A 26,709-nucleotide genomic window follows, 5' to 3' on the forward strand; every position below is an offset into this window, starting at 1 on the left:
CTATATAAGTGACTCTAAAAGTAAGCGCCAACGCTCGACAAAAATAGATTTATTGTATTTAGAAGCTGTAGCATTTGCAGCAGCACCTATTTGAGGTAGCTTGTCTCTATTTTCGAGTACAGTTTTCAACGCTTGTGCGATCACCATCGTATCCCGCTCAACTAACCAGCCATTTACCTTATCCTCTAAAAACTCTTCAACACCGTAAAGGTTAGTAACCATAACTGGTAAACCAGCAACGGCTGCTTGGAAAGTGACCAACGAAAAAGTTTCATAATTAGAGGGAAAAACAAATAAATCAGATAGCCATAGAAAAGGACGGACATCCGTCTGAAAACCTACAAACACAACGCTATCTGACAAATTTAATTGATCCCGAATCAGTTCGTATTCTCTAACCTCATGTTGAGAACCACCCACAACCAATAGTTTCGTGGTAGCATCTCTAATATTTGCTAGAGCTTGAAGTAACAACTTTAGACCTTTACGCTCAAAATCACCTAAAGCTACAAATATCAACACCACATCATCTGGACGAAATCCGAGTTTTGCGCGCCATGGTTCAGCATCAAATGAGCTAGGACGGCTAAAACTGCTAACTTCAACTGGATTGGGAATTTTAGTAATTTTCTGTTTAACAGATGTACCATAAGTGTGGGTGAGTTCTTCTGCTAACCCTGCAGATGGAACAACAATGACTTGAGCATGAGCAAATGTCTCAGCTTCAGCACTTGCGTTGAATCGATGATTGATTTCTCTGGCTATTTTTCTGAGCAAGCTAGCCTTAATCCTATGCTCTTTTAGGTATGCTTTATGACAAAAATGTGCATAGCAGATATTACAGTTAGCAAATTCTCCATCAGTACCAATGACTAGTTGAGGCTTGTCTTTAGAAGAAAGGTATTTTTTATAATATTGAGGAGCTAGCCATTTAAATGTCATGAAGCGTAAAAAAACTGGCTTTTCTGGTATGGGTACACGTATCCATTCAATCTTGTCTGGTGCTGGATTTTCAAATCTATCTGCAAACACTATGAATTGATATTCCTCACACAGACCTCTAAGTATTTGGAGAATACAACTACCTATAGGACTATCTGAGGTTATGGAAAGGTCAAAAAAAGCAACAGTTTTTTTGGTTGTCATACGTGTTGGAAAATTACACTAGCAAACTTTTCAGCTGTATTCTGCTCTGCAAATGTCTTCATTTTTGTAGAATCGCCAAATTTTTCTGGAGATGTATTTACAAATTGAGCTAAACCTAGAGCAATTTGATGTGGTATAGTCGAGTCAACTGTTATACCTAGCTGATATCGGCGTGTGATTTCTCCCATCAGTCCATAGTTTGAAGATAAAACGGGCTTTTGAGCAGTAGCAGCTCTAACTAAAATTGCACTCATACCTACATGACGTTGGTATGGGGCTAAAATAACGTCTGCTAGTTTGAAGTATGCTTGAATTTCGTGGTCAGCAATAAACTGGTTATGGGTGATAATCTGTATTGGCAAAGACTGAGAAATCTGAATCACACGGTTGTCGACGTGCGATTTAACACTGTTATCAATTGGTCCCACCAATAACAAGCATATTTGCTGACAAACATCGGGCGAAAGTAACGAAACTGCTTCCAGTAATTGGTGTAATCCTTTACGCCCATCTAAGCTACCAAATAAGAGAAATATTTTTCTCGAAGGATCAATATTTAGGCTCTCTCGTAGTTTCTTTGTTGTTATGGCAGTGTCATTGTAGATCTGTACTGGATCTGGTAAATAGACATTTTTTACAGTAGTGTTAAATTTGTCTAAGTACTTTACTACAAACGGGTCTAGGCAAAACAAAGTTTTTAACTGACGATGACGCAGAGCTAAAGATAGTATGAGTTTTTCTTGCGACTGCTGTAAACTATCTTTCCAAGTTGGTTTGTAGTGATCAAACTGATTGTAGTGAAAAGTTGGTCTAAAGTAGATACTAGAGACAGAACAAGGAAACTTTTTTGCAACAGCCATTGGGATCTGTATTGTATCAAAGTACATTAGCAGGCAATGATCTGCTTTAAGCGACTCAGCATAAGAGTAGACTAATCGCCACTCTTGGAAAAAATACAGCTTCCTGTTTAAATAATTCGAGTGAGGTAAAAGTGCGGCAGTTTCATCAATAGTGATTGGTACTAAGTTCACCTTTTCTTGACCATATTTCCTAGCCAAGTCAACAATATCAGTGTGTTGTTGGATGAACTTAGGTGATACGACTATATTCAGAGAACCTGGTAAATCATGCTCACCCCAAAACCTTATGAGATGCAGGATATAACTAGGATGATGACCGCTAGTTGAAAGGTTAAACAGCATGATCTTGCGATCGCCCTTCGGGGTTTGGGCTGAATTTAAATTACTACTGACTTGAGTGCCCGCAAAGTCAAGTTTTTTTTTCTGACTAAACTCCTGCATAATGTTGACCTTGAGCTACTACTATTTCCTGAAGAATCTCTTCCAGGCTCAAAGTAATCCCCCATTCTGGGAAATGAGAGTTCATCTTGCTCAAATCAGAAATGTAGCAGATATGATCGCCAATGCGGTTCTCATCAAGATAAACCCAATTTACCTTACGGCTTGTGAGACTCTCGATTAGATCAAATGCTTCTAAGATTGATACGCTATTAGAACGACCGCCTCCTAAATTGTAAACTTCTCCTGCGCGGGGATTGTGTCGAAATGCTTCAAAAGCTTGAATGACATCGTAGCTGTGGATATTATCTCGTACTTGTTTACCTTTATAGCCAAACACCTTGTACGTACCACCACTAACTGCTACTTTAACTAGATACGATAAAAATCCGTGCAACTCAACTCCTGAATGAGAAGGTCCAGTTAAGCAACCCCCTCGAAAGATTCCTACCTTCATGCCAAAGTAACGACCATATTCCTGAGCTACAACATCAGCAGAAGTTTTAGAAGCACCGAACAGAGAGTGCAAGCATCTATCAATACGGCACTCTTCAGAAATCCCGTTGAAATCTTCTTGTCTTGCGTAGTCGTATCGTTTTTCCATCTCGATCAAGGGAACTTCGTTAGGAGCATCACCATAAACTTTGTTGGTACTCATGTGAATAAAGACTGCATCAGGACAGAACTGTCGAGTTGCTTCTAGTAAATTCACAGTCCCTAGAGCGTTAACTTCAAAGTCTAACAGGGGAATTTGACAAGCTTTATCGTGAGAGGGTTGAGCAGCACAGTGTATCACTAAGTCAAAGGCATTTTGTTCAAATAATTCAAAGAGGCTTTGGCGATCGCGAATGTCAATATTGTGATGTTCAAAATGCTTCGTAGTTTCTTTGAGACGGTTAAGGTTCCAAGTTGTGTCTCCTGGAGCGCCAAAGAAGTTAGCACGCATGTTGTTATCTACACCAATAACATGATGACCCTCTCTGTCGTAGTATGTAACAGCTTCGGAGCCAATTAAACCACTTGAGCCTGTAACTAGTACTTTCATGTTGCTTTTTCCTACTGGACTTCAAAGACGATAACTTCGAGGTACGTTAAAGGTTGATAGTTGACTGCTGCCTAAAAAGCTAACAGTCAAAGCGCTACACAGCTCCTACCCAGATAACTACTTCTTGACACAATCCTGCTATCAGGAATATTCCTGATTTTCTAGCGTAACTTTTATAGACAATAAACAGGGTGTTAGGTGTAGGAGAGCCAGTCCTGCCAACAGTTTCACCTTTACAAGAGTGCCATTGCTCCGTAACCTTCTCCAAGAGGAGTTAATTTTCGACGCCCTCTGTAAAAGAATCTCCACGTAAAAAATTAAGCGCGTCTTCGTGTCCAAGATTCTTCGCGTCTCGTGTGTTGCTTGAGTCTGGCGTTGACCGAAAAAATCTTAATTAGGTATAAAAATTTTTACAAACTATACCAAGTACAGTCTTGTAGAATAAGAATCTATTCAAAATTCAGGGAAACAGGTTTCTACCATTAATAGCCTAAACCGAAGCCATAAAGAAGATGATGATAGTTCTCTCTTAAATCTCTGTTGTGAAAATTATGAACACTGTTAAACTTCTGTTTTGCATCTCTCTGGTAGCGTATGCTTGTTTTTTGATTATTAATCCTCAATTTTGGATAATTGATGATCATGTATTTTTGAATACCATACAAATTGGCAAAAGCTTTATTTTTGTTAATAATGAAAACGGTCGTTTTGAACCACTTAATACTCAGGAATATTATCTATTAAGCAAATTCTTTCCACCAACACCTACTTTATACTGGGCATTTAACGCGTTCCAATTAATTTTATTCACTCTAATAGTTTACAAAATCATAAAACGTATTACTAATAATACAAATTTCACTATTATCACTTTATTCTTTCTATTACTTTTACCAGGCTTTACCCTTGCATGGTCGAGATTTATAGTTGGAGAACGAGGGGCAATCTTTTGTTCAGCAGTTTTTATATACTCGTATTTTAGCTATTTAGAGGAGAAAAACTTTAAACAATCGTTAATACCAGGTTTTATCAGTCTTATTTTTGCTAATCTTGCACTTTACTATAAAGAACCGACGTTTTTAGCAATCGGTACTTTTTCTTTCTTTCATTTGATATTTTCGTGGAAGACTTCAAAATTGAAGATAAAAATTCTAGATATTCTTCTTTTAATAAGTTGCTCTGTATTTGTTATAATATATATTGTATATGTGTATTTAAACACGTCTTCAAGTTACAGCGAATCCCATAAAGTAGTTGCCCATAATCTTAATTTCTTTTCTTTTTATAAGAAATCTGACCCTATATTGTTATTTGGTTTATTACCTTTTACTGCATGCCGTATTTATCAAGTTTTAGTCAAGAAACGTCCAGTTGAACCAATATACGATAGTATGCTGTTGGCTGCAACAATTTATGTATCTGTATTTTTTAGATTTCATATTTATTCCCAGTATTATTTGCTGCCTGCATATATTTTTGCTATTCCAGCTTTAGTTTTTTTCTTCACCAAAGTAGAAAAAAATTTAACTGCTTGGCGGCGATGGAGTGTTATTGCTCTTGCTGGGTTTCTACTGACAACTACATTACCTCAAGGATTTAATAATTTGATTTCTCATAAGAATGAGACAATAAATTTTAATCAAATGTTGAGTTTTATAGTTCATGATATCACTACTAGATATCCAAATCAGCGAGCTAGCATCTTTTTGGATGGTGTTAGTAGAGGTACTGGTATTGAGTTGTACCACAGTCTTGCTGAGTTCCTCGAATATAGAGGGTTAACAACCCAACAATTTAACTTAAAATCTGATTTACCTATAGATAACCATTTGCTCTTTTCTCAAGAAAGAGCAAATCCTCCTTCGCCTTACACTGTTTTTCAGACTGATAATGTTGAGCAAATATCTACAGGAGATTATTTGCTGGTTACACCTTATTCTACTAAACCTTTTAGCCCATCTTATCTTGCTTCTTTAAAGCAAAACTATGAATTGCTATTTCAAACACATAGTCAATTTTCAATTGAGATAGCAAACCTGTTTGAAGTCATAAAAAAATATGTGCTGAAGAAAAATATAGCCTCTGACTCTAGAGATTTCTATATTTTTCTTCATAAGTGATACCGTTAAGGATGTCAGCATACAAAGACTGATAGTGGCGAGCTTGTAACTTGAGAGCAAATTTTCTTATTGCTTTTTGACGAGCCGATTCACACAGTTTTTGGTGTCTTTCAGTATCTTCTAGTACCCAAGCGATCCCTTGAGCAAAGTCGTCTGTTTCGTAGGGTTTAACTAGATAACCGTTTTCTTGATGATCAACAATATCTTTTAAACCGGTTGCATTGAATGCGATTACTGGAGTTCCACAAGCAAGAGATTCGGAAGCCGTTTGTCCAAATGCTTCTTGAATTGAAGGTACAATCATGACATCAGCGGCTGAGTAAGTTAGTGCTAAAGAAATATCGTCGTATAAGTGACCCAAGTAGTGAGACTCAAATCCTAGATTTACTGGGTTTTCAGGTTGAGATGCACCAAAAACGACAACGTTTAACTTTTCTTTCGAGCTAGTTTGGCTCAGTTTTTGCAAAGCTGCTTGTAGCAAGTGAAAGCCTTTTCGACGATCGCTAGTTGCACTAATTGCTCCGAACAGTACAAGCTGCTTATCTTGAGGTAATTTAAGCAACTCTCGTGCTAACTGGCGATCAACTGGTTTATAGGTGTTGGTATCAAGACAAAAGGGAATAACCTCCACTCGATGATCGCGAAAAATCGAACTGGCACGAGCACATTCAGCCAGCCATTGAGTGGGAGTCACAACCGTAATATTAAGGTTATTCCAAGCTTTGAGTTTACGTTGCCATACTTTATACGATAAGTCTCTGTTTTTGCTACTCTCAAGTTGAGGGCAAGCGCCGCAGGAAGTTGTATAGCGATCGCACTCCTGAGTGTAGTGACATCCACCAGTAAAAGCCCACATGTCCTGAAGAGTCCATACAATAGGCTGCTCGAATTTGCTAAGAGTTTCAATTTGTAAATATCCATTGCACACCCAATGCAAATTGATGATATCTGGAGCAATTTTACTAATTTTGCGAGCGATCGCATCAGGAAATAGCTGAGCCGAAAACATCGGTGAGTTGCGCTGGGGGTACAGTTTAAGCGGCAAATCATTCACAAGTGCTTTAGATTTGGCGATCGCTCTTTTCACCCCTGACTTTGGTTCTGTTGCAATAACAGTTTTATCATCACTATGCTTGCTCTGTACCAGCATTTGTGAAGTCACACCAATTTTTTTTAGACCTTGATGCAATCGATAAGAGCTCCGAGATGCACCGCCTACAAGATCATAAGTACTGAGGTGTAAAACTTTCATTAAACTAACCTATTTTATGGCAAATAGCATTGAATTCTTTACGTAGCTGCTCAACAGAGTGAAAACGTCTATAGCCTTCAAAGTCTGGTTTTATCTGAGTAAGATTAAAAAGGTTGTTTAACGCTTCAATACACTTCCTCACATTTCCTTGGGGAATAGTTAAACCTAATTGAAAGTTTTTCACTCTTTCACCTATGCAAAAACCCTCACTAACAATAACAAGCTTTTCAAAAATTGCTGCTTTAGTTAAAATGTTACTGCTAGAATTAAAATTTTCATAAGCGGCAAATAAAACATCACAAACATTTATTAGCGCATTAAATTTTGCTCCTTCAGGAATTGACTCAAAATGAAAAAAGCAGTTGCTTGGTTTTGATTCCACTATATTCTTAATTTTTGCAAAATCTTCAGGAGATAAATCCACTTCATTCAATGGTCCAGCAAAAACAAAGAACCAGTTCTCATTAACTGACTTTTCTGCAACTTCCAAAAGGGTTAATAATCCCTTACGTTTGCTTAATAGACCAAACAAACCTACTATTTTTCTAGTCCCAGCTTGGGAGCGAATTTTTTGCGCAACGACATAATCTGGATCAGGTGATGATTCATCTGCAATATCTGGGAATATAAATACAGGATTATTAACTTTATTCTGTAATTTTCTAGCTTCAATTTCATTGAGAAGCGCTATACCAGAGCATCGAGAAGACTGAGCAACAGCATAATGAGTTAGAGGAGTTTTAAGAATTGGTAAAACATGCTGCTTAAATTGTAAGTTGTTTGGATGAAAATACAACCCAGACCAAGCGTAAGGAAAAATTTTCTCGATGATATGATGATTTAAATAGTTGCTGAGGTAGCTGTCAAGCCAACATAAAAAAACCAAATCTGGTGTGTATCCTATCTTTGATGAAGCTTTTCGTATAGCTGCGGCTGTATCTATCCACCTAAAGAAGGTAAATACCGGTTGAGGTAATTGACCAATAATGGGTAATACTGGTCTGTTAGGTTCTTGGACTTTAAAAGCACGAAAATTTTGGATATGTTCTGAAGAATGTAAAGCAACCCATTTACTAATTTCATCTGGTTCTGGAAAGAAAGCTATCACTTGATAACCCATCTCTAGAAAAGTTTTGCTAAATAGCCTGATGTAAGCAAGGTGATGACCATTACTAAGGTAGTCAAATAAAGCAATAGTTTTCAAATTTTTAGCCTCTTTTGTAAAGAAGGGAATGGGGCATGGGGCATGGGGCATGCCCTATGCCCCATGCCCCCTCCCCTTCAAAGTCTGACGGTACAACTCGGTGTATCGTTGTGCTTGGATTTCTAAAGAGGACTCAGCAAGTGCGATCTGTCGACAATTCTGACCCATAAGCTGCCGAAGAGTATCATTTTCCCACAGTTCTATAATTCCATTACATAAATCATCTACATTCTCTGGTGTAGCTAGATAACCAGTGACACCGGGACGAACAAGATCAGGAACACCACCAACTTTGAATGAAACCATTGGGGTACCACAAGCCATGCTTTCTTGCAATACAAGTGGGAGATTATCAGCACGGGTAGGAAAAACGAAGAAATCCGCCGCAGAATAAGCGACGGATTTCAGGCGATCGCCACTGACGTAACCTAGATTAATACAAGCAATTCCCACAGCATTAGAAATTGCTTCACCGCCATCGCCGAGAGTTAAAAGCACAGTTTCAGCTTTCACAGATGCAGGTAATTTTGCAAGCGCTTGTAATAGTAGATTGCCACCTTTACGAGAATCCGTCAAAATTTGCGCTCCAAACATCAAAACTTTTTTCCCTGTTGGAATACCAAGAATTGACCGACAATGTAAAGGGTCTAGTGGTTGATAAAGCTTTGTGTCAATACCATAAGGAATATGATAAATTGGAAAGCGGTTGAGCATACTTTCTTGTGCTGCCCGAGTAAGCCAAATACTGGGAGTCACTATAGTTATATTCGAGCGGGTATAAACCCAGTTTTTTAATTTCCACTCTATACGGGTTGCGTCTCGCTGAATTGATGGTTGAGAATCAGGATAAGGACATTTCCCGCAGCCATTTTGCCACTTTAAACAGTTATAACTATAAGCACAGTGTCCTGTAAAGCCCCACATATCATGTAAAGTCCAGATGGCAGGCTTATTTTTTGTTATTCCCGGTAAGGCAAGGTATGAAAAATAGTCGCTGTGAATATTATGAAAATTTATTATATCTGCCTTATTAAAATAGTCCTTATTTTTCAAAGAAAATGTTGATATTTTGCCAATATCATTTAAGCCTATTTTTTGAAAAAAATTAATAGAAATTTTTTCTATTTTATTATTTTTTTCATAAAGTTTTCTGTAAAATTCAGAATTTGTGAGTTCTCTATCACTGTTATTTAATACTCTGCCGTAAGCTAAAATAGAACCCAACCCTGAGTTTAGTAACCCCTGGTGTAGACGTTGTGAAGCAATAAAAGCTCCACCTATTCCACCCCAGGTATTAATATGAAGGATACTAAGTGAATCTAGTAAATTCTTCTCTTCTATAACTTCAAATTCCATACATTAACAAAACAGTTTGAAAATCTTGTTTTTGCTTAGTAAGCGACATTGTTTTTGGAAACAATATTGGTAATATAGAATGCCTTCTGGGTATTCTAAAGCGCTGCATTAAATCATTTTGTTTCTTTATAATTTGATATTTTCTATTCACTTCTGAATACAAAATTTGCCAGTATTTTGATGAATACTTATTTACTACTTCTAAAATTTCTTCTCGTCTTTTCGCACCTCCATTAGACGTTTTGTGAAGTGGATGGAATCGATATATAGAATAAAACTTCTGAATATACTCAAACTCTATCAATTTTGATGCTCTAATGAACCAATCCCAATCCAGAATATAGTTATATTTAATATTTAAGTTTCCAGTCTGCTCCCATAAAGTTCGAGTCCAGAAAGAACTGGGCTGTACAATAAAATCCAGATAAGTCAATCTAAATTGTTCAAACGGCGCACCAGTTTGAGCAGTGCTATCCAATGTTTTTCCACTCTCGTCAATAGTCACGGCAGCACCGTAAATCAGATGACTTTTATTAGTACGTCCAATAAACCTTTTACCTACATCTAATAGTGTTCCGGGTAAATACATATCGTCAGAATTTAGCCAACAAACTACATCACCAGAACTAAGACTCATTCCTTGATTAATTGCATCAGCCTGTCCTTTGTCTGGTTTGGAATGCCAGTATGAGATATGGCTGGAATACTGTTCTAAAATTTCAACTGTATTATCTGTACTACCACCATCAATTACCAATATCTCTAAATTAGGATACTGCTGACCAATTACAGACAGTAGAGTCTCTTCTATATACTGACCTTGATTGAATGAAGGAATGACTACTGATATTGAAGGATAATTCACAGAATTAGACATTTTAGTTTTTCAGGATTGTGAGATTGCTGGTTTAATAGCTTCTACAAAAATGGAGTCAGGTTTATAGATCATCCCACCTGGTTCTGTATCCAGATGAAAATCAACCCAACCTGTTATGTAGCTTGTAGTTGCATCCTGGACGACAGTTTTTTCAAAGCCGCATTTCTCTAGTAAAGTTGTTAGAGAATAGCGGTCATACATCCATTGGTGAACCTCTCCACTTTGGCGAAAACGCCCTATTTGTAAAGCGTTATATTCTTCACCCAGTAAAAACTTGAGTAGTAACTCACGTCGATAACTAGGAGAAACAACAAAGCGGTGGAGCTTTTTTAAAAGCCCTTCAGGTTTCGCTTTTGGTGCTATTTGATTTGCTTGTCGGTGTAGACGCCCGATTTCTCTTAAGTTTTTCGCTTCTGTTCCAGAGCGAGTCAGAACAAATTCCTGATTGGGAATGTGTTCTTGGAAGAGATATGCTGCCATTTCTCCTCCAGAATAGTTTCTCACAGTTTGGTCATACATTTCTAGTAAAATCCACTCATAATTATGTGCCCATTGATCAGAACCTGCAATAGCTTCATTAAGAGCATGTAAATAAACGTGAGCTAACTGCTCTAAATCTGGAACCACAACTCTTAAAATCCCTTGAGGATGCAAAACACGATAGCACTCCTCAATAAATGCTTTAGCTGATCCCTTAGAAAAATGTTCCAGAACGTGGGAATGATAGACGACGTGAAAGAAATTATCGGGAAACGGGATACCTTGAGTGAGGTTATGGGCAATGACACCTTCTCCTGTTGAGGTAAAATCAACGTTAGTCCATTTAGGATGAAAGCGGTAGCCACAACCGAGATTAAGATATTTCATATATAAAAGGGAACAGGGAACAGGGAACAGGGAATAGGGAACAGGGAACAGGGAAGAGTTTTTACAACACCAATCAGATTCCTTTTTAATTTTGTCCTGTTGTGGTAGTAGAACCATTCTTAGTTTCAAGATTTTCAACTGCTGCTCTAAGAGCATGTTCGTGAGCTAGTCTACCATCTACGAAATTTTCATTAAACAATCGAGTTGTAATTTCGTCACCAAAGCCAACTACACTAGGAACAGAAAATAGTAACTTGAGGGAGATACAAGCAGAACTAACAGCAAAAATTCTAATATTATCCTTAAGTTTTAAATCTCTCGAAAAAAAAGCCTTTAAAAAGAAAATTTCAAACGGTATATAAAACATTTCCGGTTCTGATAGCACTACGATTTTAGAAAAAATATCAGATAGATTATGCTTTAATTTTTCAATTTTATTTATGTTATCTCTAGGATGAGGCTTGATCACTAGGACTGTATTTTGTTCGATTTTTTGAGAGAGTAAGAATTCTCGATAGGCAAAAATCTCATTATTGAAGGAGATTCGAGTTGCTTCTGATAAATTAGAAGTCAGCAAAACAACGACTGGAAGACCAGTAATTTTTTCTTGAAAGTGAGTTATATAGTTTGAATCTGCTAAAATTCCAAGTTTCTCAAATGTATCTAGTATGAAACTTTTGTCTAGCTTGATAGTTGGCATTGGGGGAACTTCGTCTAGAATATCAGGTAAGACAAAGTATCCAGCATCAAAGTCTATAGTCCCCAGTACCGTTTTGAGTTCTAGTTTCTCTCTTACAAATTCTTTTATTGAGCTAGTTTTATCTTTGCACCAAGATAACCTTTTAAAAATCACTTTTGGCAAAGTTAAGGAATTTTCTTTAGGTTGATTTCCCGTTCCAAAAAAAGCTTTTGAGGTAGATGAGAAATACAGACCAATACTATCTCCATAGCAAATTTTTTCGGCTGATTGATAAACATTGATGAAAAGTTGATTGCTAAACTGCCAGTTTCTAGATAAGTAAATTTCATCAGCTGATTCAATACCTACCAGAGAGCGTACCATCTGGAATATATTAGCGGGACTACTAGAGTTTAGTTTGTTAACAATATCATTGATCTGCTCAGACTTAATATAAGTTATTGACTGCCAGTCAGTCAGCTTTTGGGCCATTTTTTTGATAAAAGCGGCAAATTCGTCAATTTGGCTTTCAGGTGCATAAAGATCATAAATAACGAGATTGTTTTCGTAGATACAATTTTGGTTGTGTTGTTGTTCTCGATAGCGAAGTACAGATAAGGCAGTTACTAATTGAATACTGCCTTGACAGGTAACAATTCGTCTAACACGCTGACTATTGGTCATTCGCTGCTTCTGTACTCCCTCTCAAAAAAGGCAATAAATGGGTAGAGCTAAACATTTTTACTGTGCGATGTTATCTCTGCTACTAAAATATCGCAAATCTCTCTAACACAACCATGTCCACCTGTCAATTTGGTGACATATAAAGCACAGGCTTGATTTTGTGGCATGGCATCACCTACTGTTATAGGACAACCGACAGCCTGCATAACTGGTAAATCAACAATATCGTCTCCCACATAAGCAACTTGAGCCAAAGATAAATTCAAATCCTCACAGAGTTTTTTCAGGACGGTTAATTTATCTTCAATCCCAATGAACGTGTGTTTAATACCTAGCTTTTTGGCGCGATGCACTACTGCGACAGATGTGCTGGTGGTAATGACAGCAACTTCAATTCCAGCTTGCATGACTAACTTGATTCCCAGCCCATCCTTAACGTTGAATTTTTTTAACTCTTCTCCACTTTCGGTATAGTAAAGTCCTCCATCAGTAAGTACACCATCAACATCCAACGCTAGCAGTTTCACCTGCGATAAACGAGCTTGAAAATCAGGCTTTAGGTTCATGATAAAAACAGTGAACAGTGAACAGTGAACAGTTATCAGTTATCAGTCAAGAATAATGTGTTTATCTTTGGGTTTAAGCCCTCACCATACGCCTTGATCACTGATCACTGTTTAAGAGCCCTCTAGGGCATCACGAATGCTAACAACTTGTTTAAGGATTGATTCCAAATTTGCTAACTTCACCATATTTGGACCGTCACTGAGAGCAGTATCTGGATTCTCATGAACTTCCATAAACAGAGCGTCAATACCAACCGCTGCTGCTGCTTTGGCTAGGTAAGGGACGAATTCTCTTTGTCCACCAGATTTATTTCCTTGTCCTCCTGGCATTTGAACGCTATGGGTAGCGTCAAAGACTACAGGATAGCCTAGTTGCCTCATTTGGGGAAGTGAGCGGAAATCTACAACAAGGGTGTTGTAACCAAACGAGGTTCCTCTTTCTGTTAGTAGAATGTTCTTGGCTCCTCCTGCTTCAAGCTTACGAACAACGTTTTTCATATCCCAAGGAGCGAGAAATTGTCCTTTTTTGACATTTATTGCTCTACCTGTTGCTGCGGCGGCAAGTAGTAAATCAGTTTGGCGACAGAGAAAGGCAGGGATTTGGAGGACATCAACAACTTCAGCGACAGGCGCGGCTTGGTAACTTTCGTGAATATCAGTCAGCACTGGGATATCTACTTCCTGTTTGACTTTTTGCAGGATTGCTAGTCCGCTTTCTAAAGTGTGTCCTCGAAATGAGTCGACTGAAGTACGATTGGCTTTGTCGAAAGAAGATTTGAATATTAACGAGATATTTAGGCGATCGCACACTTTGCGTATTTCTTGTGCCATATAAAGTGTGAACTCTTCTGATTCAATCACACAAGGACCTGCAATCAGAGTGAGTGGACAGCGATCGCCAATCCAATGGCTATCAGTTACTTGAACGCGAGTCATGAGCTAGTTTCTCTAGAGTTTATACAGTAATAAATGAATTAGGAGTGAGTGCACCTGCTTGTACTCCGTTTAACATAGCTATCGTTTTCCCGTTGTATCCAATTACACCGTCATTTAAATTACCACCTGTTCCTTGCTCAAACACTAATTGGTCAAACTTTATACCATTAGATAATCCCAAGATATCCTTCCCAATAGTAAAGTCAGTAATTCTTACTGTTCCTTGATCAGGTCTGAGAACAAATGTGTCGTTGCCACCTCCACCTGTAAGTATGTCATTACCACCGCCTCCATCTATAATGTTGTTACCACTATTGCCTGTAATAACGTCATTATATTTCGATCCAACGATGTTTTCAAAGTTGGAAATCTTATCTGTACCAGTATTACTTTGCAGTAGTGAATCATACCATGTCTTGGCAACTTTGCTGTTACCATTTGTGCCAGGGTGAACACCATCAGTTAGATCACTTTCTTGTAATGAACCGTTAATATTTACATAAGTGACATTTTTGCCTTGACTCACTTTAGAGTTCACAATCCCAGGGATTTGGGAATTGTAATCCATTATTTGCTGCCAGAAGGTTGCTCCCGGCTTAGGATAGTTTTTATCAACTGGTGGAACTGCGGCAACTAGCACTTGAGTATCCGGTGACTGATTGAGAATTTGGTCAATCAGATTGCTCAGTCGATTAGGTGCTTGAGTTGGGTTATCACTTTTAAGAATGTCATTTGTCCCGATCATCAACAGCACTTTATCTGGTTTGTAGGTGCTTATCCAACCATTGATTGAATCGGAAACATTAGTAATAGTCCACCCAGGAAACCCAGCATGATCCTTGTCAAAACCATCAGGTCCACTAGATTGTGGTCCAACAAAGTCTATACTATAACCGTTATTTGTTAATGATTTCCATAAATCATCGCGATAGGATCCTGTATCCCCTGTTTTAGCTAAACCATAAGTGATAGAATCCCCTACTGGCATTATTTTGAGTGGATGTTCAGCAGAGTTAGGTAGGTTGTGAGTGACAATTCCTGTACTCAGGTTAGCCACAATAGCACTTGGTGAGTGGGCATAAGAAATAGTATCAATTCCATCTCCACCCGTGTATGTATTGCTACCTATACGACTATTTACAATATTGCCTAGATTGTAACTGTTTCCTGGATTTCCAACATTGGAACTGTTTACCGGAACCAACTCGAAGTAATCAATATTGAAGCCACCTATCAGTTCATCTACACGTAAGGTTTGTTTTCCAGTGTTTAGGTTGAAAGTCCCAATATTGACATCTGTCCAATTTGTCCAGCCGCCAGTACCGGTAAACTGAGTTTGCTTTTGCTGCCCACCTATAGACCCACTTAAACTCATGCTAGAATTTTGTGCTGACGCAACGTGGGCAACGAGTTTGTAAGTTCCAGGTTGAGTAATATCGACATCGTAAGTTAGCCATTCCCCAGCCTCAGTGTAGCCAACTAGATAGCCATTACTCGCACTTTTTGATGCATAGATATCAACATCCTCGGTTCGGTATTTACCTCCATTGTTACCAGCTGACTTGTCGTAATAGTTACCCTGTCCTGACTTATAATTTTCTGCTTCTATGCGAATTGCGGTCATAATTTTTATAAATAGTGTTTAGACTTAAGGGGAATAGTCGTTCGGCATCGAGATTTGACGAGATAACCAAGAAAAATGTTCTGATATCTCGCACACTTACCTGATAATTAAATTTTTGGCTAATAGTTTTACAGTCTATAAGCCTGCGATTTCAAGCACTCTGGAATGGTAGCTGAGTAGAAAATGATTGATGCTGGTTTCTAGATTTTAGGTAGAATGCACAGTTTCAAAACCAGACTTTTGAAACAAGAGACTTAATTCATGTTTCCTTACTGTTCTATTGTAATACTTAATACAGGTAGATTGACAACCCAGTTATGTAAAGATATTAGAGTTTTTAAGGGAACACACCTAGAAAACTCTTTATAGATTATGCAAACACAAAATCACATTATCATATATACGCAGAGGATGCTTGTGGAGTTTTCTCTTTATTTGACGTAGTCCACTTTCAATGGTGTAGTAGGGGGAAAAACAGATCCAAGTTTGACATTAACTTGCCCACCTGTGATCTTCACATTCATTTGATTCCCATCCCAAATCCAGTCTAGTTGACCGTTTGGTATTGGCAATCCTTCAACACTCATGGGTTGATGTAGCCATTTTGTGGGAATTCCTGCTCCAATAACGACTGTTGGTTGACTTGCCTGAATGTCAGTATAAGCTAACATATCTAGCTGCATCAGCAACATCTCAGCAGCAGACCAATAGTGGGGTGTGACATGAATTGGCTTCACCCAACCTCGTATATCTTCCCAACGATGAGAAGTATTGACCTCGCCATCACCCTCCCACCATGTGTATAACCCTGTCGATGCTTGATGATTCCAAAACCATTGCAGTGTTTTCCACAGGCGTTCGGCGTTTCGCCGTTGCGCTTCGCTATCGCTTTGGTTAAGAAATAGCCATTGGTGTGCTTCTGCAATGTCAAAATAGGTCTGTGTCGGATTTTCACGGAATCCACCTTGAGCGTCACGTAGCTTCATCCATCGTGTTTCCATACGTTGAAGTAGAATATCCTGATTAGAAGCTGCTATCTGAGTAGGCCAAAGGCTATTGATAAAAGTCCGGTCATTTTCCGACTCTGGTGTATAGTAACAACGTTTTCCACACTTTCTCGGTTTAGTTTGGAATTTGAATGTCTTTCCCCACGCCTGCTGCAAAATTGCAGCTGCATCTCGCCAACGTTTTGCATCAGCTGGTTGTTGCAGTCGATCTGCTAGTGATGCTGCATCGAGTAAACCTCTATAGCTGATAGCGTTAACATAAAGTAGCGGGCGTTGGTTATCCACCCGACCAATTATCAGACCATTTCGGGGTGGTTCTGCAACGAGCGCAATATCAGGATCTTTCTCTTGTTCCTCCAAAACTTTTCCATTTAACTGTTGGTGAATAGGTGTATCTGTTGACATCATCTTTAAGATGAATTCTGTTTTGCGGCGAATATGATCCCACGACCATTTGTCGTAGTCTGGCTGATTTAGACGGGTAGCCACTTCTGAAAGCGCCCAGATCCCTAACCCTGGTGCATCAGCTTCAGGACCAAAACCACCGAAGAAATCGTTTTCAGCTAAGTAGGTTGATAACTGTTTTGCAACATCCAACTGTCCTGCGCGAGCTAGAGCTACAATTTGGTAAGCAGCATGACGTTGCCATGTTAAAGGATAGTTTGTGGGTTCGCCTGGACGTGTTTGCTGCTCCACGAGTCCCATCATAATATGGGCAACTTGTGCATTCAAGCTAGCTGCAAATTGCTGATCGGGAAGGTTTAGTTTTAAAGACGCTTTTGCAGAGACGGGAAATTTTACGTTTGTAGTTGGCTGCAAAGAGGTATCTTGGATGACTAAATTCCAATCATTGCCATTAGCTAATTCTAAACGAGCATAACCCCAACCATTTTCATCTTGCCAATTGGTGATGGTGGGGCGATCGCTCTTCCAGCCACTTTGTCTTTCTTCACCTAAATATACGTGGGTGGGTGGTGAGTTCAGAGTAAGTGACCAGCGATTGTTAATTAACAGTCGTTGACCATTCCAATCAAGGGAACGAATTGGTCCTCCTGCTGGTCCTACACTGCGGATGACCATGTTCAGCGTGGTATTTGTTGCCGATTCACTTTTAAGATTGAGTAACCAAAATCCTGGTTTAGTTGATGACCAAAGCGTTTGATAGTATGGGGTTTTAGTTAAAATTCCTGGTATTTGTTGTCCATCGTTCCACTGGAACTGTTGATTGATTTCACTCTCACGAATACTATCACTAGTTGTTTTGATATTTCCTTGAGCATCATTAACCCAAAATGAAACACCAAAACTGCCTACAGATGGACTGAAGCTGCCACCTGGTTCATGGTAAGCTTTGTTCGGTTCGAGACTTCCTGGGTAAGCAAGAACAACGTGACCTGTACCTCGTGACCAAGGGTCATTTGGTCGCAGTTGCATCTGACCTAGAACTTTATCACGGTTTGGAGCAATGCTATCAACGAACTTTATTGCTTTATCAAACTGCAAACCATTATTTACCCCTGCACTCAACGCCAACATACCTGCCAAGATTAATGCTAAGGGACGCCATCTTGTCAGAGTACTCAAGGCAACCAAAGGTATAAAAAATACAATGAGATGTATTGCGTAAAGAAAAGTCTCTTCGCCATACACCAAATGTAGTGCAAGTTGTCCAAGGAGTGTTAATCCTAGAACAATGCGAAATTTGAGATGCTGCTTGAGTGAGAAAAAACTCCATAACCCCAGAGCTAGTAAAGCAGTCCATAAAACAACTCCAACAGAACCCCACACACTTCCTGAGCCTGGGGGAGACAATTGCACTACCATACCCGGCCAAGAGTGATTAGTGTGATGATCTGCGGTGATAGATGGCATAATCATTGTGTGGGCTACAAAAGCTTGGATGATATGCAATGGACCACCGGAGGTATTTTGTAATATATAATTTTGTTCCTCAGTGTCACCAAGAAAAAATTTCGCAGTCGGAAAAATAGCATGCTCCAGACTCCACAGCAGAATAACAAGGCAAAGAGCATTGACTGTAATCTGCAAAGCTCGTTTCCAGGGATGATTGACAATTGTTATTACAAGTCCAGCCATCCAATTCGTCGTCGTCACGCTTAATGTCATTGCACTAACGCCGATGTAACATAGCGACGAAAATTTTCGAGATTGCGCTACGACAGTGAAGCATAATGCCAAAAGTAGAGAAACTGAGCCGAAGGAGAAAGTTTCTGGTATGACGAACCAAAATACTGCTGCTGCACTGGTTGCTGCAAGTACACTGAATAGGGTTGCATCAAATCGCCGACAACCCATAAGTCTCAAGAGAACGAAAACTGAACTCAACCAAAGACTTGCGACAGAAGCAATAATTATCCTGGCGGCGGTAATTTGTTCAATTCCTAACTTGTTAAGCAGTTGGACTGGTGGATAAGCAATCAGCGAAAATAGTGGGTGTACTTCTGTGCGAAAATGATTGCTCGTCCGAAGAGCCATGTTCCATAAGACTCTTGCAACATCTGCCCCAAACCATATATCTTCTGAATTGTAAGAAAGTATGTAGGGGTTAATCAGAAGTCCACCTTTAAAAGATGCCCAACCTGCTGAAGAAGCAAAGATTACTACAAGCAAGATATCCAGCCAGTATTGGCAAACTTTGCTATAGACAGTAGGAATGAAACTTGCGACATTAGTTTTTAGAGGAAAAAAGGTAATACACTTATACAATTGCATATCCAAAATAATTTATGTCATGTTTTTTTGATATTTCACCAATCCTCGTACCTTAAATGTTCTAATTGCGACTAAAATTTATGTTGAATTCGAGACAGTTTGGATAAACACCAGTCCCTAGATTCTAGGTTTTGGACACCGCAATTACCCTTAACCAAAACTTATTGATAAGACCCTAACGTAAGTCAAGTAGAATTAATTTTATCAGTTATCGCTTAATTTACAACCCACAGCTAAAAATTAGCTAATTTATTTTTACCCTGGTTAAACATACGCTTTAAATTAAAGAACAAGACTTGAGATTTAGAACCAGTAGAATATTTATTAATATATTTTTTAGAAACCCCCTGAAAATGTAAAGAATTAAACTTGATTTTTCTGTCAAGTTCAAGATGCCTACAAAATGGTTGCTGATCCTGCCAGTAAATTTTTTTGATTCCATTATGCATTTCAAACCCATTAGAAACATTAATATTAGTATCATAAATAGAATCAGGAATATCAAATTCTGAACTAGACTTAGTAAGTGTTAAACCTATTTTATCAAGAGGTAATGTGCAAACATTGTCAGAATTTCTTTCACGGAATAATGTCAGTAAAGTCATATCAGAAATTCCAGCAATTTTCTGCTTACAAGAATTTTTCTGTTGAAGTTGAAGTGATTTTTGTTCTTGAATTGATTTGAGAATTTCAAATAGTGATGGCTTGGTGTAGAAATCCATTAGGTGATTACAAATACGCTCAATTCCATCATATTTAATCAAACAACTATAGGTTGGAAAGACATATTCAAATTTTTCAAATTTTTTGTATTCATTATAAAAATTAGTGTAAGTCATTATATCTGAGTCTAGATGAACAGCCTGTTCAATTTTATTTTTTTGCATGAACTCCTTAATAATAAACCATCGTTGAAAACACAGTAGCTCATAAGAGTAACTGTTAGGACTCATATGTTTATCTACATAAACTTGTTCAAACTTTTTCGCTTCAACATAATATTTATCAAATTTTTCATGATGGATGAAATTTAAAAAATTGTTACTAGCATCTCCAAGTAGGATAATGTCAGATTCTTGATTTGTATATTTTGCCTGATTTAACGTTTGTATCAGATAAGAAGCGTAACCCCGATGAATCATCATAATTGGTATGGACATTAAATTTTCTCCAATTTGTTCGTTTAAAAAAATTTCCCAAGGAAGACTTGCGGAAGTGAGCAACAGTTATCAGTTAAGGCCACAACATACATCTTGGTCACTGATAACTGTTAACTGTTCACTGTTTTAAGACTCCTTTTTTAAGAGTGTGAAAAAACTTTAGCGATCCTTTGAGTAAACTTATCTGTCCAGCTTTTTGTTTCTTGGTATAACATCCAATCAAACATATGCTGTTTAACTTCTCCTATAAGATTCACAAAGCATCTAGGCGATTGAGTTACAGAACGAACAGTTACACCATGCAAAGAGTTTATTGAGTTGAGGAATAAAACCAATACATTGCGCTCATACTTTACAGTCTTAACTAACTCAACATATTTATCATCAATAAACTGCTGATTAAAACCGTAGGGCTTTCCATTTTTAAAGCGATAGATCTCTAAATCACCACCTGTTGAGTCATCATCTGGACGACGTAAATAGTAAAGACCTGCAAACAAAACTTGCCGACGATCTAAATGAGCTTGTTTGACTACCGATGGTGTTGCAACTACAGGAGTATTGACACAGATCTGGGCATCTAGTAATATATCAACATTGGGAAACTCATCAATATTTCTCACACCAGATTTGAGAGTCTTAACAGATGCAATTTCCTGCTCGAAAGAAGGATAGATCCGGCGAATATCCTGCTCAAATAAGTCAAGAAATTGTTTTAGAAAAATATCTGAGGTTTGAACTCTAATAAATTCCCTCCATAATTCACTAATCTGTGGATTTCCTAAAACTTTGTGAGCAGAGTAACTAAACCGTTCGTTACTTGGGTATTGGTTACTTTCAGTAACTATATTTATAGGAGGGAATTCATCAATTAATCTTGAGCATAGTGTATCATCGAGAGCATCAGTGACAACTATATGGGGAAATGGCTCAGAAAAAAAATGGTTTTTATTAACATTCTCAAGTAGAGATTGCATTTTTGTTCTCCAATAAGTTCTTTACAATTACATTCAAATAAATTAAGGTAGGGTGCGCGCTCCTCATGCCCATTTACTACATTGAATTCACGAGTTTTTGGGCGGGGAAGTACGGCTATTAATGGTGCGTCCTTAACGTACCCTGCTTTATAAATGGAGTAAGATGTTCTCTGTTGGTCTAATTTAGACTACCAACCCAATTTGCTAGTTACGGTCAAATGCTTGCTTCAAAGGTTCTTTCAGAGAATAAACTAATTTTTTCACCAAATTATTTCGTTTGTTTTTAGGAGAATTGCCTTCCAGTAAATCACGCCTGACGTAGGATCTAAAAAAGCTTAAATCGATATCCTCTTGTGTAATCCTTTTAGAAGCAACAGTCTCATTGAAGTATTCAAACCATAAATCTCCATAAGGATGATTAGCAGCTTTCCAAGGTTGAGTGTATAGATTGGTGTAGTGAATAAGCTTAGTATGGCTGTCCCAGTAGTCAAAAACGTTCCACTGAGGATCAATCTCTCCGATATTATAGTTATGATAGGAGAGAAAAAGAGGGTTCATCAACGAGAAATCTGAATAAGAATACAATCCTTGTTCGATATCATCTACAATCTTTTCCACATTAAATCTACACCTCTCACAGTTTATTAACATAACACTTAAACCCCAAAGTTTATCTTCAGGCTTTCCGTAAGAGTCTTCTTTTGCTAGGAAATCAAAATCATCTACAGGCGTATCAAATAGTTCACCAATATCTGACAGACAAATCATGTCAGAATCTACATAAATTGCTTTTCCTTGAAAATTACAAACTTCGGGTATGATAAACCGATAAAAACTGAATTCTGTAATATTTCGGTACTTAACTCTTAAAGATAAGGGAGCCAAAACAGGCTTTTCATCATTAAGTTCTATAGAGTTATGAGTTCCGTTAAACACATAGATATCCAAGTCCCTGCGGGTATGCTTATAGAGAGAATGAATTAAAACTTTCCTTTCAAGACGGCTTGCTTCTCCCGAACCAATAAATACCTTAATACGTTCTTGTTGTTTCATAAATTCACATCCTTTTTTATTTATTTTGTTTACAAAAAGAGGTTGCATGTTTAAAGTATCGCCTCTAGTGGTTGACCTAGTTTTCCCTGCTAAGAGTTCCCTACTCCCTGCTCCCTTTCATGTGAGTAAATTCTGGATTTCTAAGGAGAAATTTTTCCAGCTTAAGTGTTCAACTGTTGCTCTAACATCTGTTTGAAGATGAAAGGCTTGTTCAATTAAGTCACACACGACTTCAAGAGGGCTATCTATATCAAAAAGAAATCCATTGTGACCATGAGTAATGATATCAGGCGCAAACCCCGTTTTACTAGCAACAGGAAAAACGTTACACATCATCGCTTCAATAAGAGGAATAGGTCCCCCTTCTAGCTTTGCCATTGAGACAAAAACATCCATTTGTGCATAGTAACTTGGGTAATCAGCATAAGAAGCTTCAACATAAGAGAGATTTGGCAGTTCAATCAATTCCGCAAATCTTTCATATTGATTCCAGTTTCTCCCTAAAAGAATAAATTTTTTATGAGGCATCATTTTAATAATGCTTAAAATTTTTTCTGGAGATTTGCGGGGATAATAAGCACTACAGAACCCAACTGTGCTACTTAAACGCTGATGCGGTTTAAACATTTCTGGATCTGCACCGCCAAGAATAAAGGTCGTTTTTTTACTACTTAATCCTTGAGAGTCAAGAAGGCGAGTAAACTCTGAACAGGTACATACAACTTTTGTCGCCGCCTTATTCAGGGCATAAATAAGTTCACAGTTCCTAACACCAATATCTTTTGGGTGAGTATACCAAACAATTGATTTAGCACCCCAAATATGTGGATTTTGTTGAAGACAAACCGGAAATAATCCATAATGAGAGAAAAAGTAAGCTTTTGATGGAGGTAAGTAAGAAGTTGAATCATGGTAACAGTACTTACCGGGAAAATAATTAGCAATCTCTTTACAAATAGCTTCAAGTATCCAACCACGAGTTTCTTTGTAAATCACAAAAACTAAATCATACTCTTCTTTTAACTTGGGGATAAAAGGTTTTTTGTAAAAAAACCTTAACCATGATTGTATGTAAGTTTTCCTATAGTTCTTAAAAATGAATTCCATGAGATTCATATATGATGAAGTGGCCATTTATCGACCCATATCCATCAATCCTACATAAATTTGTTTTTTTATCTAAAATTGTGGAGATTGGTTGTCGGCTATATACCTTTTACTTGCTCTAAGTCTTCGACTAATTTTACTAATTCGGGATGTTTCTTCTGCCATTCTGCTCTTTGATGCTGAATTTGAATAAGATGAGCTTCAATATTTTCTGGTGTCATCAAGACACCAAAATCTCTTGGAACAGTTTCTTCATGAAAATGAAGCATACGATTAAGCACTAAGTTACCCACATTTTTTCGGTAATGATAAGCATCAATGTAGTATTTCATCTCATTACTAACTTTTTCAGTTGTGATCGTATTAAAACCAGAAAAATCCCACACAGGGATTATAGAGACAAGTAATCGTTTTTCTTCATCCGTTACTAAATTTTTATTTTTGGAGAACCGACCCTCGGTTACAGTTGCATGTATAGGTGGTATAAATACTTTGACATCAATATTTCGCTCTCGGCATAGCTCAACAATTCGTTTAAAGTAATCAAATCGTTGTGGTGATAATGTATTGATATCTTGTAGATCTCTGTTAATAGCTCTTATAAATCTATAAACAACAGGTTTATTTTCCACCAGCCAGTTTTCATTACGGTCACCATTAGTACTATAAGGCTCAGATTTAAAATTATTAAGATTTACTACAATAGTCTTGATACTAGATACAAAAGCATTTATAGAAAAAGTCGCATTGAAAATATCTTTATAAGCAAGTGTATTGGTTTGTAAACGGTTATCACTGTAGTCTTTGGGGTTATTTCTATATTTGTCAAACATGAATGTATCACTACTAATGATTACTCGCTTGATATCTGGTTGATTATAAAGGGCATGCTCAAAATAACGCATTATTTCGTATATATTTGTACCTGGCATTCCTAAGTTATACACAGGTCCATAAGCAGCTAAAGCCGGATGATTTGGATCTAAGCCAAAATCCATTGTTGAAGTACCTAAAAACACAGTTCTTGGTTTGAGACGGATAATATCTACAGCTTTAAATAATCTATAAGTATCTGCTTTTTCTGGTTTGAATTTATTAAACCCTGGGATGACTGGATTCCCCATAATTCCATAAGGATCAGTCATAAAATTTAGTAAAGAGATAGATAAACAACAACATAAAATAACAATAAAAAGAAAATTTATTTTTTGTCTTCTAGCTAATTTTAGAGATTTCATACAATACAATTAAGTTAATAAATTAATTTTTTGGTATATATTCAGTAGTGGAACAAAATGACATTTATTGATGCACGGAGATAACAAGTTATAGAGGAGAATTTCCCTCACTATGGCTCTTGAGTCAGCCATTACCGTCGGCGGTAACTTGCGGTAATACCTTTGTATAGCTCGGTACTCATGCCCAGAGCCGCAATCACCAGAGTCGAGTTTTTACTACTGAGAAGGGCAACAGGCAACAGCAAAGAAACAGATTGTATAATGAATTCTGTCTCAGTAATTAAAACTGAAAATAAAGGAATACCGACACCTGATTCAAGCTCAATAAACAGAAGGCTGCTATACAACCAAGAAATGTAGCCCAGTACCATGAAAATCTAATTCTTTGTACAATTTGTTGCGTATTTGGTAGCAAAGTAACCCATAGTAACAACCCAACTAAAACGAATAGAATCCATGTTGAGTTTATTAATAAATGAGGTAATTCTCCATTAAGATTCACACCAAATTTATTCATCCACTCTTCAAAAAGTTGATAGCTGTTGTTCAAAACAATTCCTCTTGTTCCAATCATCGACATGATCATGTTCTTGGCATCAGAGATATGTGGTGATCGAAATATAACCCAACCAATGACCACTGCAACAAAAGTAATTATCCATGATAGAAACTTTGGCAATGGAATTTGTAGTTTACGCCACCAGTGATTGATCACTAAATATATTCCGTGTAAAGCACCCCAAGCAATAAATGTCCAACCTGCTCCATGCCACAAACCACCTAGGAGCATAGTCGTGAATAAATTAATATATTGTCGAATTTTTCCCCGTCGGTTTCCTCCTAATGGAATATATAAGTAATCACGTAAAAAGTTAGAAAGTGTAATATGCCAACGTCGCCAAAATTCAATGATAGAAATAGATTTATAAGGCGAATCAAAGTTTATTGGTAACTCGATGTTTAGCATCCAACCTAAACCAACCGCCATATCCGAGTATCCAGAAAAGTCGAAATATAGTTGAAATGTGTAACTCAATGCAGCTACCCAAGCTTCAAGGCAACCGAGGTTATTAGCGTTCTTAAACAGAGTATCTACCCATAGACTTAAAGGATCTGCTATTAATAGCTTTTTCCCTAATCCCAGAATAAAGAATGATAAGCCTACAAACATATTTTTGTAGGAGAAAATTAAGTTCCTTAATCGATAAAATTGTGGAATTACATCTTTATGATGTAATATCGGCCCAGCTATCAAATGTGGAAAGAATGTTACAAATAAACAGTAAGTTAGAAAGTTGTACCCTTTAGTTTCACCACGATAAGTGTCTACTAAATAAGCAGATTGTGTGAATGTGTAAAAAGAAATCCCAATAGGTAAAACAATTGTAGGGACGCTCCAGCTATTATGTGTAATTCTTTGAATAGTATCTATTAAGAAACCAGCGTACTTATAATATCCTAGTAAACCTAGATTAAATAATATACCGATAGTAAGTAAAATCTTAGCTCTTTGACTTTTGGATTGAGCAGATGCAATAAAATGACTAATTTGATAATTAAATAAAATAGAAATTAGTAACAGAGGTAAGTACGAGATACTCCATTGTGAATAAAAAATTAATGAAGTAATGACTAACCAGACTATAGAAAGTTTTGTTAAATGAAATTTAGATAAATTGAAAAATATTAGAAGTGTGAGCGGCAAAAAACAAAAAATAAAGGCATAGGAGTTAAAGAGCATAAATAGTCCTTAATGAAAGATATTCATAGATAAATCATC

Annotated in this window: 20 protein-coding genes; 1 reads left to right on the plus strand and 19 read right to left on the minus strand. The window is 37.4% G+C overall.

What is annotated here, in order from left to right:
* The 3 genes from G4P69_RS02490 to G4P69_RS02500 are packed head-to-tail and all read right to left on the minus strand — an operon-like array spanning position 1 to position 3,489.
* Complete coding sequence (locus G4P69_RS02490) at positions 1–1,146, minus strand: glycosyltransferase family 4 protein (RefSeq protein WP_208339755.1); 1,146 nt, start codon at positions 1,144–1,146, stop codon at positions 1–3.
* Positions 1,143–2,447 (minus strand): glycosyltransferase, encoded by a 1,305-nt coding sequence (locus G4P69_RS02495; protein WP_208339756.1) that lies wholly within the window; start codon positions 2,445–2,447, stop codon positions 1,143–1,145. Before G4P69_RS02495 ends, G4P69_RS02490 begins: the two co-directional genes overlap by 4 nt.
* Positions 2,434–3,489, minus strand: coding sequence for an NAD-dependent epimerase/dehydratase family protein (locus G4P69_RS02500; protein ID WP_208339757.1), 1,056 nt, complete (start codon positions 3,487–3,489; stop codon positions 2,434–2,436). The genes G4P69_RS02495 and G4P69_RS02500 overlap by 14 nt, the downstream gene beginning before the upstream one ends.
* Positions 3,490–4,040: 551 nt before the next feature.
* Here G4P69_RS02500 and G4P69_RS02505 point away from each other — a divergent pair.
* A complete protein-coding gene (locus tag G4P69_RS02505) occupies positions 4,041–5,609 on the plus strand; it encodes a hypothetical protein (RefSeq protein WP_208339758.1) in 1,569 nt (522 codons plus the stop codon).
* Here the strand turns inward: G4P69_RS02505 and G4P69_RS02510 are convergent.
* The 16 genes from G4P69_RS02510 to G4P69_RS02585 all read right to left on the minus strand — a co-directional run bounded on the left by G4P69_RS02510 (position 5,578) and on the right by G4P69_RS02585 (position 26,670).
* Positions 5,578–6,861 carry a glycosyltransferase family 4 protein gene (locus G4P69_RS02510; RefSeq protein WP_208339759.1) on the minus strand — a complete coding sequence of 428 codons (1,284 nt, stop codon included), beginning with the start codon at positions 6,859–6,861 and terminating at the stop codon, positions 5,578–5,580. The two genes, G4P69_RS02505 and G4P69_RS02510, sit on opposite strands and share 32 nt — an antisense overlap.
* A 4-nt stretch (positions 6,862–6,865) precedes the next feature.
* Positions 6,866–8,116, minus strand: a complete 1,251-nt coding sequence (locus tag G4P69_RS02515; protein ID WP_243902186.1) for a glycosyltransferase — start codon at positions 8,114–8,116, stop codon at positions 6,866–6,868.
* A 3-nt stretch (positions 8,117–8,119) separates the two neighbouring features.
* Positions 8,120–9,421: a glycosyltransferase family 4 protein gene (locus tag G4P69_RS02520; protein ID WP_208348212.1), complete on the minus strand. Its 1,302-nt coding sequence runs from the start codon at positions 9,419–9,421 to the stop codon at positions 8,120–8,122.
* Complete coding sequence (locus G4P69_RS02525; RefSeq protein WP_208339761.1) at positions 9,411–10,298, minus strand: glycosyltransferase family 2 protein; 888 nt, start codon at positions 10,296–10,298, stop codon at positions 9,411–9,413. The genes G4P69_RS02520 and G4P69_RS02525 overlap by 11 nt, the downstream gene beginning before the upstream one ends.
* 9 nt (positions 10,299–10,307) lie before the next feature.
* Positions 10,308–11,165 carry a class I SAM-dependent methyltransferase gene (locus G4P69_RS02530; RefSeq protein ID WP_208339762.1) on the minus strand — a complete coding sequence of 286 codons (858 nt, stop codon included), beginning with the start codon at positions 11,163–11,165 and terminating at the stop codon, positions 10,308–10,310.
* Positions 11,166–11,250: 85 nt separating this feature from the next.
* Positions 11,251–12,528, minus strand: a complete 1,278-nt coding sequence (locus G4P69_RS02535; protein WP_208339763.1) for a polysialyltransferase family glycosyltransferase — start codon at positions 12,526–12,528, stop codon at positions 11,251–11,253.
* A gap of 47 nt (positions 12,529–12,575) precedes the next feature.
* Positions 12,576–13,094, minus strand: coding sequence for a KdsC family phosphatase (locus tag G4P69_RS02540; RefSeq protein WP_208339764.1), 519 nt, complete (start codon positions 13,092–13,094; stop codon positions 12,576–12,578).
* A 111-nt stretch (positions 13,095–13,205) separates the two neighbouring features.
* On the minus strand, positions 13,206–14,030 hold the full coding sequence (kdsA, locus tag G4P69_RS02545) for a 3-deoxy-8-phosphooctulonate synthase (RefSeq protein WP_208339765.1): 825 nt from the start codon (positions 14,028–14,030) through the stop codon (positions 13,206–13,208).
* Between the two features lie 19 nt (positions 14,031–14,049).
* Positions 14,050–15,654 carry a GDSL-type esterase/lipase family protein gene (locus G4P69_RS02550; RefSeq protein ID WP_208339766.1) on the minus strand — a complete coding sequence of 535 codons (1,605 nt, stop codon included), beginning with the start codon at positions 15,652–15,654 and terminating at the stop codon, positions 14,050–14,052.
* A gap of 431 nt (positions 15,655–16,085) precedes the next feature.
* Positions 16,086–19,394: a hypothetical protein gene (locus G4P69_RS02555; RefSeq protein ID WP_208339767.1), complete on the minus strand. Its 3,309-nt coding sequence runs from the start codon at positions 19,392–19,394 to the stop codon at positions 16,086–16,088.
* A gap of 233 nt (positions 19,395–19,627) precedes the next feature.
* On the minus strand, positions 19,628–20,617 hold the full coding sequence (locus G4P69_RS02560; RefSeq protein WP_243902187.1) for a hypothetical protein: 990 nt from the start codon (positions 20,615–20,617) through the stop codon (positions 19,628–19,630).
* Positions 20,618–20,694: 77 nt separating this feature from the next.
* The gene (locus tag G4P69_RS02565; protein WP_208339768.1) at positions 20,695–21,531 is read right to left on the minus strand and encodes a 2OG-Fe(II) oxygenase family protein; all 837 of its coding nucleotides are present in this window, start codon (positions 21,529–21,531) and stop codon (positions 20,695–20,697) included.
* Positions 21,532–21,735: 204 nt separating this feature from the next.
* Positions 21,736–22,584, minus strand: a complete 849-nt coding sequence (locus G4P69_RS02570; RefSeq protein ID WP_208339769.1) for a glycosyltransferase family 8 protein — start codon at positions 22,582–22,584, stop codon at positions 21,736–21,738.
* Between the two features lie 117 nt (positions 22,585–22,701).
* Positions 22,702–23,580, minus strand: a complete 879-nt coding sequence (locus tag G4P69_RS40185; protein ID WP_310833726.1) for a glycosyltransferase family 4 protein — start codon at positions 23,578–23,580, stop codon at positions 22,702–22,704.
* Positions 23,581–23,789: 209 nt separating this feature from the next.
* Positions 23,790–24,929: a hypothetical protein gene (locus tag G4P69_RS02580; RefSeq protein ID WP_208342631.1), complete on the minus strand. Its 1,140-nt coding sequence runs from the start codon at positions 24,927–24,929 to the stop codon at positions 23,790–23,792.
* Between the two features lie 280 nt (positions 24,930–25,209).
* Positions 25,210–26,670: an MBOAT family O-acyltransferase gene (locus G4P69_RS02585; RefSeq protein WP_208342628.1), complete on the minus strand. Its 1,461-nt coding sequence runs from the start codon at positions 26,668–26,670 to the stop codon at positions 25,210–25,212.
* Between the last annotated feature and the right edge of the window lie 39 nt (positions 26,671–26,709).

This window comes from Aetokthonos hydrillicola CCALA 1050, from assembly GCF_017591665.1.
GTDB lineage: Bacteria > Cyanobacteriota > Cyanobacteriia > Cyanobacteriales > Nostocaceae > Aetokthonos > Aetokthonos hydrillicola.